The organism is Caballeronia sp. LZ003 (genome assembly GCF_031451465.1).
Taxonomy (GTDB): domain Bacteria; phylum Pseudomonadota; class Gammaproteobacteria; order Burkholderiales; family Burkholderiaceae; genus Caballeronia.
This window is the reverse complement of sequence record NZ_JARUXJ010000003.1, coordinates 1,358,682-1,371,194: the sequence shown is the minus strand read 5'-3', so window position 1 is coordinate 1,371,194 and position 12,513 is coordinate 1,358,682. Positions and strand designations below refer to the sequence as shown.

The window sequence follows — 12,513 nt, the reverse complement described above, 5'->3', positions numbered from 1 at the left end:
GCCCCGTTGCGGCGTAATTCGTTCTTCACTTCCGTTTGCAAGCTGATCTGTTTGCCGCTCGCGTGCGTGGCGGCTGGCGCATTCGCGACGCCGCCCGTGCTCGATGCAAAGACATCGTGGATAGGCAATACGTCGGGCTTTGGCGACGGCACATGGACGCAGATCAACATCACGGCGATTGCCGTTGCGCCCGATGGCCGCGTGTTCACCAATGCGCCGTGGGACGAAAGCGGCGCGGAAGCGAGCGTGTATCGCGATGGCCGCATGTCGAGTTACGCCGGCGGCACGCATGGATGGGGCGCTTCCGGCGGCAATGCCGTTGCAGTGAATTCGCGCTATGTATTTGTCGCCGTCGGCGTAAGTAACGAACGAGGCCGGCTCGTCAAGCAAGGCGTGTGGCCGCCTGCGGGCAAGCAGTGGTGGGGCGTATCGCGTCGCGATATCAACGACGTCAAGCGTCCCGTGCCTTTCGGTGCGAGTGCATTGGACGAAAAGGACCCGCGCGCCACGCTGGCGCGCAGCTTCCTCACGATCAACGAGTCGAACGACGCACGACAGGACGTAAGCGGTCTTGCTGCAAGCGAAACAAGGCTTTATGTGGCGAACACGGCGCTGAATCGCATCGAAGTCTATGACGCGCAGTCGATGCAAAAAGAAGCGCAATGGAGCGCGCCGCAGCCGGGGAAAATCGCGCTGTCGGCGGATGGTTCCTTATGGGCGATCGTGGAGAGCAATGGCGATCATCCGCGCATCGCGCATTACGCCGCATCGGGCGCGGTATTGGACGATGCGCCGCGCTTGAATGCCGATAGCAGCGCGGTGGATATCGCCATCGACAGAGAAGGGCGTCTGCTTTTAGCCGATAACGGGCCGCGTCAGCAAGTGTTGTTCTTTTTGCGCAAGGCGAATGCTTATCTCGAAGCTGGCGCGTTGGGCGAGCGCGGCGGCATCTTCTCCGGCGTTGCGGGAACGCCGGGCCCGCGTCGCTTCAATGGCCTGACAGGCGTGGGTGTCGATGCCGCTGGCAACGTCTATGTATCGACGAACGGAATAGGGCCACGCACAGGTTCGACGGGCGCCGGTCTTGGCGCGACGCTGGAAAGCTATGCCGCCAATGGCGCGTTGCGTTGGCAGACGCAAGGGCTTCTTTTCGTCGATGGCGCGTGGATCGATCCGGGCCGCCCCAATAGCGTCTTTACCGGCAACAAGCGGTTCGAGCTGGATCTGTCAAAGCCTGCGGGACAGGACTGGAAATACGCGGGCTTTCTGTCGGGCCGCTTCAAGTATCCCGACGATCCGGTGTTCCACGTCGATCAATGGCCGGGCATGCCTATCGCAAGAAAACTCGATGGCCGCACGTTCCTGTATCTGACCGACATGTATGCGGATCGCATGAAGATCTATCGCTTCGATGCGAAGCATGACGGCGAGCTGGCAATTCCCTCGGGCTTTATCGCGGGAAGACCACGCCCCGTGCAGAACGTGCCGAACCGCCCCGAAGGCGGCGAGTGGATTTGGCGCGATAGCAATGGCAACGGCCGCTTCGACGAAAGCGAATTCAAGCGTAATCCGGGCACTGCGCGCATGACTGGCGGCTGGGGCTGGTGGGTCGATATCAAAGGCGACATCTGGCGCACGAGCGACGTGAAGGGCATTTATCGCCTGCGCTATGGCGGCCTCGACAAGCAAGGCAATCCTGTCTACGACTACGAAAACATCGAGACGTACCCCGTTCCCGCGCCGTTCACCGAATTGCGCCGCGCGATCTACGACGCGGCAAGCGACACGCTCTATGTCACCGGTTATACAGCGGACGCGCCTTACGACAAGCGCTATTGGAAAGAGGTCGGCAAGCGCCTCGTGCGCTACGACCACTGGTCCGACGGCCCGCATCAACGCTATGCAATCGACTTGCCGTGGGATACGCAGAAGAAGCCGCTATCGACCGTGATTGGTGTGACCGTCGAAGGGCAATACGTGTTCGCGGTCGAGCCTGTTGGCGACGTGCACGTGTTCGACAAGGACTCCGGCAAAGAGGTAGGCGTAATCAAGCCGGGGGCGGAAGTCGGTCATGCGTCGGGCTGGGTGGACGTACCCAATGGCGTGAGCGCCTATAAGCGCGGCGATGGCGAGTACCTGGTGTTCGTCGAGGAAGACGCACGAGGCAAGGTGATGATGTACCTCTGGAAACCCGGCACATGAATTCGCGAGGAACCGATGGAAAAGAGCATGGTCAGAAACGTCGGCATCAACTTCGTCGGGTTGATCCTGCCGACATTCGTATCGCTTGCAACGGTGCCTGCCTATATCCACCTCGTAGGCGTGGAGCGTTATGGCGTGATCAGTCTCGTATGGACGCTGATCGGCTACTTCGGGATTCTCGATCTCGGCATGAGCATGGCCGCGCAACATCAGATAGCGAAAGCGCATTCGGCCGGGGATATGGCACAGCGCGCGCAGGTCTTCTCGAGCGCGGTGTGGCTCAACTTCGCGACGGGCGTCGCAGGCGGCCTCGCCATCTACTTCGGCGCGTTTCTCTATACGGCGTATGTGGCGCACTCCGCACCGGCCTTGCAGCATGAGGTTTATCGCGCGTTGCCGTGGCTCGCGCTCGCCATTCCCATTGCCAATGTGTCGTGGGTTTTTGCTGGCGCGATCAACGCGATGGAACGCTTCGGCATCTATAACGCCAATCAGACCTTCGGCACTTTCCTGTTCCAGTTGCTGCCGCTCGGTGCTGCGTGGTTCATCGCGGCCAATCTGCAAACGGTGCTGGCTGCCGCGGTCGTCGCGAGATTGCTTGCGGCCATTCTGCTTGGAAGAGCGAGTCTGAAGCTGCTGGCGATACGCCGCATCGATTGGCCGAAGCGTGCCGTTACGGGCGGACTCTTCCGCTTCGGCGGCTGGATGCTGGTCTCAACGATGACCTCCATGCTCACCGATTCGCTCGATCGCGTTCTGCTCGGCGCGCATCTCGGCGCGCGTTTCGTCACGTATTACACGGTGCCGCAGAACCTCGTCACGCGTCTCAACATGCTGCCCAACGCGATGGTGCGCACGCTGTTTCCGCGCCTTTCATCGATCGATCGCAGCGACGCCGGCAAGATGGCCGCGACATCGCTCGAATTCCTCAATGGCGTATTTACGCCGCTCGCGATCTTCGCGATGCTCGTGCTCGAACCGTTCCTGCATGTGTGGATCGGCGCTGACCTCGCCATCGCAAGCGCGCCGGTAGGCCGCATTCTCGTGATCGGTGTATGGCTCGTCGGTCAGGCGAGCGTCACGCGCATCCTCATTCAGTCGCAGATCAACCCCGCTTCGGCTGCACGTGCAGGACTCTTCCAGTTGCCGTTCTTCGTGGCGCTTCTATGGTTCGGCATCCAACGATACGGGCCCGTTGGCGCCGCAAGCGTGGTTGCCCTGCGAGCGCTTGCGGACTACGCGGTGCTCTTGTGGCTGACCCGTGTGCGCGCAACCCCGATTGCGCTCGACATGCTTGCCCATCTCGCGTTTCTGCTCGCGGGGCTGGTGCTTGGCTATCTGATCGATGCCATGGCGCATCCGCTCTATGCAATATCCGCTGCCGCCTTGCTCGCACTCGTCGATGCGGGATGGTCCGTGGTGACGCGGCCGGCCTTGCGTGCGCTTTTGCTTGCAGTGTTACGCAAGGCCGGCGCGCGTTTCGGAAGACGCAATCATTTACCGTTGAAGGCGAGGAGTGACGCATGAAAACAAATATCGAAGACGCGTTCATGGGGAGCGCGAAAGCGCGTCATTTCCTGCACGAGCCGGCGCCAGCCATGACGTCGGTGCCGCGTCGCGAGCGCAGTATCGCGCGTGCGAACGGTGTACCGCGTATCGCTATCGTGCATGACTGGCTCGTGACCTACGCTGGCGCGGAGCGTGTGCTGGAACAGATGATCGCGTGCTTTCCGGACGCGGATATTTTCAGCGTCGTCGACTTCCTCGAAGACAGAGCGTTCTTGCGCGGCAAGCAGGCGAAGACCTCGTTCATCCAGAAGTTGCCATTCGCGAAGAAGCGCTATCGCGCATATTTGCCGCTCATGCCGCTCGCGATAGAACAGCTTGACGTGTCCGGCTACGACCTCATTCTGTCGAGCAGCCATGCGGTAGCGAAGGGTGTGTTGACAGGACCCGATCAGGTGCACGTCAGTTACGTGCATTCGCCCATACGCTACGCATGGGACCTGCAACATCAGTATCTCAAGCAGTCGAATCTCACTGCGGGCATGAAGTCGCTGATCGCACGCATGGCGCTGCATTACATGCGCAGCTGGGACATACGTACCTCGAATTCGGTGAATCATTTCATCGCTAATTCGGCTTTCATTGCGCGGCGAATCCACAAGGTTTATCGGCGTTCGTCGCAAGTGATCTTTCCTCCTGTCGATGTCGCCGCGTTCGACGTGTGCGAGGAAAAGGACGATTTTTATTTAACGGCGTCGCGCATGGTGCCGTATAAGAAGATCGATCTGATCGTCGAGGCGTTCGCGCAGATGCCTGAGCGCAAGCTCGTCGTGATCGGCGAGGGCCCGGACATGGCGAAGATCCGTGCGAAGGCTACGCCCAACGTGCGCATCATGGGGTATCAGCCGTTCTCCGTGCTGCACGAAAAGATGCGCCGCGCGAAAGCGTTCGTCTTCGCGGCGGAAGAAGACTTCGGCATCTCGGTGGTCGAAGCGCAAGCGTGCGGCACGCCAGTGATTGCCTACGGCAAGGGCGGCGCATTGGAAACCGTGCGCGATGCGTCGGAGGCCGAGCCCACGGGCATGTTCTTTCAGGAGCAGTCGGCGGACGCCATCGTGGATGCTGTCGAGGCCTTCGAAGACGGCACGGTGACGTTCAAGCCAGCCGACTGTCGCAAGAACGCAGAGCGCTTTTCCAACGCGCGTTTCAGGGAACAGTTCCATGCGCATGTCGCACGCGTGGCGCCGCGCTTCATTCTTCCTCCGCTGCCGGCAGAGCCCGAGGTTCAGGTCGAAGAAAAGAGCGATTTGCGCGTGCTTGCCGTGGATCAAAGCGGCTCGCTCGGCGGCGCGGAACTCTCCATGCTCGAAGTGGTGAAGAACATGCGTGGCGACGTGCAGACGGTTCTTTTCGACGATGGTCCGTTTCGCATTGCGCTGGAAGCGGTCGGCATCAAGGTAGACGTGCTCGACGGCAAAGCGCTCGGCAATGTTCGCAAGGACGGCATGACGCGTCCCGGCGCGGGCGTGGTGGGCGGCGTCGTCAAGCTCCTGCGCGGCACGCTCGAAAAGTCGCGCAATGCCGATGTCATCTACGTCAACACGCAGCGCGCGATGGTGATCGGCGCCATCGCCGGCCTGATCTCGCGGCGCCCCGTGGTGTGGCATCTGCGCGATATCGTGAGCGAGGACCACTTCGGGCGCACGCAGCTTTCCATCATCAAGTGGTGCACCAAGCTCATGCTCGAACATGTCATTGCCAATTCGACGGCATCGGCGGCCGCGGTCACGGCGCTCACGCGTTTGCGCGAGGAGCGGCTCGATGTCGTGTTCAACGGCATATCGGCGGAGCCTTTCACTAGCATCGAAACGGTGGCGCAGCATGAGTTGCGAGCACGGTTCGGCTTGCCGCAAGATGCGTTTCTCGTCGGATGCTTTAGCCGTCTTGCACGCTGGAAGGGTCAGCATGTACTGCTCGAAGCGTTGCGCGAATGCACGGACATGCATGCCGTTCTGGTTGGCGCGGCGCTTTTTGGAGAACACGAGTACGAGGCCGAGCTGCGTGCTTTCGTACTCGAACACGGGCTTGCGGACCGCGTGCATTTTCTCGGCTTTCAGGATGACATTGCCGCGTGCATGAAAGCGGTCGATGTGGTCACGCATACGTCGATCATGCCGGAGCCGTTTGGCCGCGTGATCATCGAAGGCATGTTGTCGAAACGGCCCGTTGTTGCGACGCGTGCGGGCGGCGTGACGGATATCGTCGACGATGGCGAGAACGGCCTGCTCTGCGCTCCCGGCGATGCCGCCGAACTGGCGCGCATACTGGATCGCCTCAAGGACGATTCACCGCTTCGCGACCGTCTGACCGAAAGCGGCTTCGTACACGCAACGAAAAGATTCGGGACCGAGCGATATGTCGAGAGCGTCGAGAGAATCCTCGGAGACGTGGCGGCAAAGGCGAAGAAGCGCGAGCGTAGCTGAGGTACTCGAACTTCGATCAAGCCGCCTTTCGAGGCGGCTTTTTTTATTGGCGCTTTATCAACGCGCAATGCGAACGCGTGTCTTCGCAGGTTTCAATCTTGCGGCCCAGGCCATGGCGGGTCGCTCGACAAGCGCATAGAACGCTGCGGCAACCACAACGGCAATGGCGGTAAAAGCAAACGAGGCCCAGATGCCCGTTTGCAAGACCGAATGAAAAAGCACGGACCCAAGCAGCACGAAAATGGGCAGATGCACGACGTAAAGCGAGAAGCTGAACTCGCCGAGCACGGAAAACACGCGCACTGGGCCGCCTTCACGCATGGGCCGATCTAGCGCGCCAAACAAATAAACGGCAAACGCCAGCGCCCAAAGCTGAAACGCCAGATATTGCGCAAGCCCGAAGGCAGCGCATCCGCATAGCGCGATGCCAACCGCCACGACTCCCGAGCGCCTCGGTGCGCGCACGTTGCGCGCTTTCGCTTCGGCGATCCACGCCCCGAGCATCCATGAAAGCCAGTAGGACGTGAAGATCACGATCTGCTGGCGCTCGAAGACGAGCGCCGACACGATGTTGACGACAGCGACAAGGGCGACTACCGCCGGCATTCCGATTCGCCTCCGCAATGCAATCACGAGTGGATATGCGAGGTAGAACTGCACCTCGACAGAGAGCGTCCATAAGGCGCCATTGGAGCCGAACGTCTTGCCCGCGATTCCCTGCAAGGAAAAGAGATTGACGAGGAAAGCATGAAGATCGAAGGGATTGATCTTGCGGCTTACCGGCTCAAAGCCGACGCTAAGCGAATCCAGCACGAACGTCAGGACCAGCGCGGCAATCAGAACCGGATAGATCCGCACGAACCGCCGTAGCAGAAAATTCAAGCCGTCGAACGGCGCGCGCGGGTCGGCATTCAGGCGCCGCGCCATCGCGCGATGAATGCAATAGCCGCTGATGATGAAGAAAATCGGCACACCGGCCGATCCCCAGGCGACAGGGAACGTGAGGTAACTGACGACCGCGTTGAGGTCGAACGCGGGCGAAGCGCGATGAAACTGCTGCATGCCGACCCACGTAACCTGCCTGCAATGAAAGTACGCGACCAGCAACGCGGCGACACCACGCCATGCGTTGATCGCGACGTCTTTATCGTCGGCGATAGCGTTCGAATTGCGCGCGGAAGTGCGCAGCGCCATGTCGCTTTCGTCGAAGGCCGGGGAGTCGCTCATCGCTAAACCTTAAGGAGCCGAAGGGATCGGCCCATGTTAGAGCAGCAAGAAATCCGTGCCTAAGCAAAAAATTCGGCGCATTTCTTAAGAAAACAGGCAGCGTAACGGCTTAAAGCGGGCGAATTATTTATCGATTTTTTTCTGCTACGGTGAGCCCTCATCTACAGGCGAATGGGTGTCGATCATGGATATGCATGCAGTCGCCGGCATAGCCGTGCTGCTGGTACTCGTGGCGGCGTCTGCGTACCGCGACGCGTTGCGCAACGACCCTCTCGATCCCTTCCGCAAGAAGGGCTCCAACAATGCGCAGGCATCGCAGATGGAGGAAGCGGAGTAACGCGCGCAACGCCAAAAGCCTGCCGCAAGTGCGGGCGAATTCACAAGAAAAACAGCGCGGGGACAACATCAATTTCCGGTTTCGATCTGGAGGAGCAGTCATGCTTAAAGTGACCAAGGCCGTATTTCCAGTCGCAGGTCTCGGCACACGTTTTTTGCCAGCCACCAAGGCGAGTCCGAAGGAAATGCTGCCAGTGGTCGATAAGCCGCTCATTCAATACGCGGTGGAAGAAGCCATTGCTGCGGGCATGACGGAGATGATCTTCGTCACGGGTCGGGGCAAGCGCGCAATCGAGGATCACTTCGACAAATCATATGAGCTCGAAGCGGAACTGGAAGCGCGCAACAAGGCGGTTCTGCTCGATGCGGTACGCAGCATCAAGCCCGCCAACGTGGATTGTTTCTACGTGCGCCAGCCGGCCGCGCTGGGCTTGGGTCATGCGGTGCTATGCGCGGAACGGCTCGTCGGCGGTGAACCGTTCGCCGTCATTCTGGCCGACGATCTGCTGCACGGCGCCGAGCCTGTCATGAAGCAACTCGTCGATGTATTCGACCACTATCACAGTTCGGTGATCGGTGTGGAACGCATCGCGCGCGAGGAAAGCGCATCGTATGGAGTGATCGAAGGCCGCGAATGGGAAGAGGACGTCATCAAGTTGTCGGGTGTCGTCGAGAAGCCGCAGCCCGCGCTTGCGCCTTCCAATCTCGGCGTGGTCGGGCGTTACGTGCTGATGCCGAGCATCTTCGATCATCTGCGCAAGACGAAGCCCAATGCGGGCGGCGAGATTCAGCTAACCGATGCCATCGGCTCCTTGCTCGCGGTCGAACAGGTGCTGGCGTATCGCTACTACGGCACGCGTTTCGACTGCGGCAGCAAGCTCGGGTATCTCAAGGCGACGGTACAACTGGCCTTGCAACATCCTGAAGTGCGCGGAGACTTTGAGGCGTATCTGCGTGCGGCGGTATGGGCGCTCATGCCGCAAACAAAGGACGAACCGATGACGCATGCGGAATCGCTACAGGATTCGCTGTGATTGGAAATAGTTCGAATGACGAATCATGATCATCGTAAGGCAAACGTAGTCCTGTAAAGAAGCGTCATATCCAAGGAAGGCAGGTCAACGCTAAAAAGCAGAGGGCGTTAAGGGCGATCCGATCCACGAATCGGTAACTCATGGAGTAGATCGCCCATGCAGGTCCGCGCATTTCATGCGCGCCGGCTATTGGCCTGGATCGTGTCCATCGGCGCTTGCGTGTTGCTGTGCGGATGGACTTCACATCGGCCAGTCAAGCCAGCACGCAAGCATCATGCTTTACACAAGGCCGTGTCGCACACGAAGCACGTGCACGCCAAGAAGGCATATGCCTTCCAGATCGGCATGGCCAGCTATTACGCCGACGCCTTCCAAGGCCGCCCCACCGCGAGCGGCGAGGCTTACGACATGAACGCGCTCACGGCCGCGCATCTCACGCTGCCGCTCGGCACTTACGTGCGCGTCAGCAATGCCGCGAAGACGCGGTCGGTCGTCGTGCGCATCAACGACCGCGGCCCCTACCAGAAGGGCCGCGTGATCGATCTTTCGTTTGCGGCGGCGGTATTGCTCGGCCTGCAACACGCGGGCACGGCGCAAGTGGTGATCGAGCGTGTATCGGCGCATGATGCCGTCGCCATTCCCGTGCATCATCGCGCAAAGAGGCGAAGGCACAAGCGGCACCGTTGAGCCGGATACAATGCGCTCTCGCCTGCTTGAGCGCTCTCTGATCCCACTCATGAATCAATCGACCCGGGCAGTCCTCCTCGGCCCGCTTCTCAAGAGCGTTTCGCGCTCGTTCTATCTGACGCTGCGGATTCTTCCGGCGGGCATGCGCGACCCCGTCGCGCTGGCGTATCTGCTTGCGCGCGCCGCCGATACCATCGCGGATACGTCGCTCATCGCGCCGCAACTTCGTCTGGAATTGCTGCTGTCGTTGCGCGCGCAAGTCAACGGCGCACCGGACGATGGCGCGCTGGCTCGCATAGCCGGCGAAGTAGCGGGCCAGCAAGCGCAAGCGGATGAACGCGCGCTGCTCGAATCGCTCGGCGGAGCGCTTGCCATCCTGCCGCAATTGAGCAAGGCCGACCGCGATGCCGTGCGCGATATCGTGACCACGCTCACAACGGGCATGGAGTTCGACCTGCGCACGTTCCCCGATGAAACCTCTGGCGAGATCGCGGCGCTCGGTGAATTCGACGAACTGGACCGCTACACCTATCTCGTCGCGGGCTGCGTGGGCGAGTTCTGGACGAAGATGACCTACGCGCATATGCCGGGCACGCTCAAGGCCGCGCCGGATATCATGCTCGCGCGCGGCGTGCGCTTCGGCAAGGCGCTGCAGATGACCAACGTGCTGCGCGATTGCGCGCGCGATCTGCGTATCGGGCGTTGCTATGTGCCTTCGTCGATGCTGGCGCGTCATGGCATCGCGCCACGAGAACTGCTCGCGCCCGATGCGTCCGATAAAGCGCGTCCCGTGCAGGACGAGTTGTTGCAAACCACCATCGCGCTCTATCGCGACGCGCTGGCCTACACGATGGCGATTCCATCGAGCGCCATTCGGCTACGGCTCGCGTGCCTGTGGCCGATCATGATCGGGCTGGAAACGCTGGTGTTGCTGGCGCGTAACGACGCATGGCTCGACCCGGTGCGCATTACCAAGGTGCGCCGCAACGATGTCTATCGCATCATGGCGGCGTCGATGCCGCTGGTTGCATCGAATAGGCTTCTGAAGGCGTGGGCCGAACGCAGGATCAGCGCCATCCAAGCCGCACTCAACGGCGCAACTCGGCCATGATGCGTTCGGCCAGGAAGTCGCAAGGCGGCCGTTTGGATGCCGCGCTGCGCGCCAGCACCACTTCGAGCGCGGCGATTTCCGGCAGCCCTTGCGCCTGACCGAGTAGCGTGAAATGCGCGGGGACAGCGCACTTGGCAAGCGGCGTGACGGCAAGACCGGCTTCGGCCATCGTCAGGAGACCGAGCAGACTCGGGCTCTCGTACGACGTGCGATAGCCGATACGCGCGCGTTCCAGGCTGCGTATGGCGTTCTCGCGCGCCACGCTGCCCGGCAGGAACACGGCAATGGGCAAGGGACGTTCGCGCCAGATTTCCGTGGCGCCGGGCGCGGCGGCCCAAACCATCGGCTCGTGACGCAGGAATTCGCCGCTCAGACCTTTCACGCGCGTGGCGCAGACGAGATCGACCGAGCCGTCTTTCAGCATCGGCGCAAGCGCCACGCTCGGCAAGCCGACCACCTGAATCTCGACCTTGGGAAAGGTCGCCGAAAACTTCTTGAGGATGGGCGGAAACAGCGACGACGCGTAGTCGTCCGGTACGCCGATCACCACGCGCCCCGTCACGTCCGGCCGCACGACGGCGGCCCATGCTTCATCGCGCAAGGCGAGCATGCGGCGCGCGTAGGTCAGTAACACTTCGCCGTCTTGCGTGGGCGTCACGCTGCGCGGTTTGCGCACGAACAGCGCCTTGCCAAGCGCGGTTTCGAGCGTCTTGATCTGCATGCTGACGGCCGATTGCGAGCGATGCACGAGTTCCGCCGCGCGGCTGATGTTGCCCGTGTCCGCGACGGCGACGATCATGGCAAGGACATCGAGGTCGAGTGCTTTCATGCCTGTGTATGACGACTTGGTATCAGAAAATCTGAACGATGTTATCAATATTATGCGATTTTCTTTTAAATTGGCGGACGGCATAGTGCGGGAAAGGAGCGAATCAATGAACGCCCGTACCGATCCCGCCGTACTGTCCGCCTTGCAAGCCTTGCCGGAAGCGTCTTTTGCGACGACCGCGTCCGGCATTTCCGTGCCTTACGTGGATTGCGGCGAAGGCGAGCCGCTCCTGTTCTTGCATGGTTCGCTCTGCGATTACCGCTACTGGAGCGCGCAGATTCTGCCGCTTGCCAGGCAGTTTCGTTGCATCGCGCCGAGTCTCAGTCACTACTGGCCCGCCGTCGATGCCTTCGTGCAGGGCGAATTCAGCTGGGAAGCGCATGTCGCGGAGATGGCGGAATTTATCGAGGCGCTCGACATTGCACCCGTGCATCTGATTGGGCATTCGCGCGGCGGGTGCGTCGCGTTTCATCTCGCAAAGGAATATCCGCGTCTCGTGAAGACGCTCACGCTCGCGGACCCGGGCGGACCGCTCCAGGTTTCGCCGCAGCCTGCGGCCGCCAGCTTGCCGCCCGCGACCAACGCGTTGCGCACGCGCGTGGCGGAACTCATCGAGATGGGCGAAATCGAGCCGGGGCTGGAACTGTTCGTCGATTCGGTCAGCATGCCGAGCTTCTGGCAAAAGAGCACACCGGCTTTTCGACGGATGGCGATAGACAACGCGCTTACGGTGCCGAAGCAACTTCGCGATCCCTTGCCCGCTTATACCCGCGACGCCGCGCGCGATATCAAGTGCCGCACTTTGCTGATAGACGGACAAAAGAGCCCGCGCATGTTCCGCAATAACGTCGACAAGCTGGCGGAATGGATTGAATTCGCGGATCGGCAAACTATTGCCGGGGCATCGCACGGAATGAACGTGGCAAGCCCGGCCGCATTTAATCGCGCTATACAGGCGTTTGCCGGTGCCTGGTAATTTCCTTAGCGATTCTTTAGCAAGAACGCTCGTTCGCTCGAAAGTCACGCTAAAGAATATCTTTGGCTATTGCTAAGGAAGTAACGGAAGGCAAGCACTTATCGTCCGACTTTTTGTCTGCT

Annotated in this window: 10 protein-coding genes; 8 read left to right on the top strand and 2 right to left on the bottom strand. The window is 60.7% G+C overall.

Annotation, left to right across the window (positions count from 1 at the left end; translation table 11 throughout):
• The first annotated feature begins 6 nt into the window (after positions 1 to 6).
• The 3 genes from QCE79_RS23430 to QCE79_RS23420 are packed head-to-tail and all read left to right on the top strand — an operon-like array spanning position 7 to position 6,191.
• Positions 7 to 2,202 (top strand): hypothetical protein, encoded by a 2,196-nt coding sequence (locus QCE79_RS23430; RefSeq protein ID WP_404989401.1) that lies wholly within the window; start codon positions 7 to 9, stop codon positions 2,200 to 2,202.
• 15 nt (positions 2,203 to 2,217) lie between these two features.
• On the top strand, positions 2,218 to 3,729 hold the full coding sequence (locus tag QCE79_RS23425) for an oligosaccharide flippase family protein (RefSeq protein WP_309848186.1): 1,512 nt from the start codon (positions 2,218 to 2,220) through the stop codon (positions 3,727 to 3,729).
• A 23-nt stretch (positions 3,730 to 3,752) separates the two neighbouring features.
• Complete coding sequence (locus QCE79_RS23420) at positions 3,753 to 6,191, top strand: glycosyltransferase family 4 protein (RefSeq protein ID WP_404989409.1); 2,439 nt, start codon at positions 3,753 to 3,755, stop codon at positions 6,189 to 6,191.
• 57 nt (positions 6,192 to 6,248) lie between these two features.
• Here the strand turns inward: QCE79_RS23420 and QCE79_RS23415 are convergent, their stop codons facing one another.
• Positions 6,249 to 7,385 (bottom strand): acyltransferase, encoded by a 1,137-nt coding sequence (locus QCE79_RS23415; protein WP_309848268.1) that lies wholly within the window; start codon positions 7,383 to 7,385, stop codon positions 6,249 to 6,251.
• A 217-nt stretch (positions 7,386 to 7,602) separates the two neighbouring features.
• Here QCE79_RS23415 and QCE79_RS23410 point away from each other — a divergent pair, with 217 nt between their 5' ends.
• From QCE79_RS23410 to QCE79_RS23395, 4 genes are all read left to right on the top strand, one after another.
• Complete coding sequence (locus tag QCE79_RS23410) at positions 7,603 to 7,755, top strand: hypothetical protein (RefSeq protein ID WP_244829986.1); 153 nt, start codon at positions 7,603 to 7,605, stop codon at positions 7,753 to 7,755.
• 100 nt (positions 7,756 to 7,855) lie between these two features.
• Positions 7,856 to 8,788, top strand: coding sequence for a UTP--glucose-1-phosphate uridylyltransferase GalU (gene galU / locus QCE79_RS23405; protein WP_244829987.1), 933 nt, complete (start codon positions 7,856 to 7,858; stop codon positions 8,786 to 8,788).
• 156 nt (positions 8,789 to 8,944) lie between these two features.
• Complete coding sequence (locus tag QCE79_RS23400) at positions 8,945 to 9,475, top strand: septal ring lytic transglycosylase RlpA family protein (protein ID WP_250527982.1); 531 nt, start codon at positions 8,945 to 8,947, stop codon at positions 9,473 to 9,475.
• Positions 9,476 to 9,524: 49 nt separating this feature from the next.
• Positions 9,525 to 10,586, top strand: coding sequence for a phytoene/squalene synthase family protein (locus QCE79_RS23395; protein ID WP_309848184.1), 1,062 nt, complete (start codon positions 9,525 to 9,527; stop codon positions 10,584 to 10,586).
• On the opposite strand, the gene QCE79_RS23390 is transcribed toward QCE79_RS23395, so the two are convergent.
• Positions 10,564 to 11,415 (bottom strand): LysR substrate-binding domain-containing protein, encoded by an 852-nt coding sequence (locus QCE79_RS23390; RefSeq protein ID WP_250468621.1) that lies wholly within the window; start codon positions 11,413 to 11,415, stop codon positions 10,564 to 10,566. The genes QCE79_RS23395 and QCE79_RS23390 overlap by 23 nt on opposite strands.
• Positions 11,416 to 11,521: 106 nt before the next feature.
• On the opposite strand from QCE79_RS23390, the gene QCE79_RS23385 reads away from it, so the two are divergent.
• Positions 11,522 to 12,391 (top strand): alpha/beta hydrolase, encoded by an 870-nt coding sequence (locus QCE79_RS23385; RefSeq protein WP_309848183.1) that lies wholly within the window; start codon positions 11,522 to 11,524, stop codon positions 12,389 to 12,391.
• Positions 12,392 to 12,513: the final 122 nt, after the last annotated feature.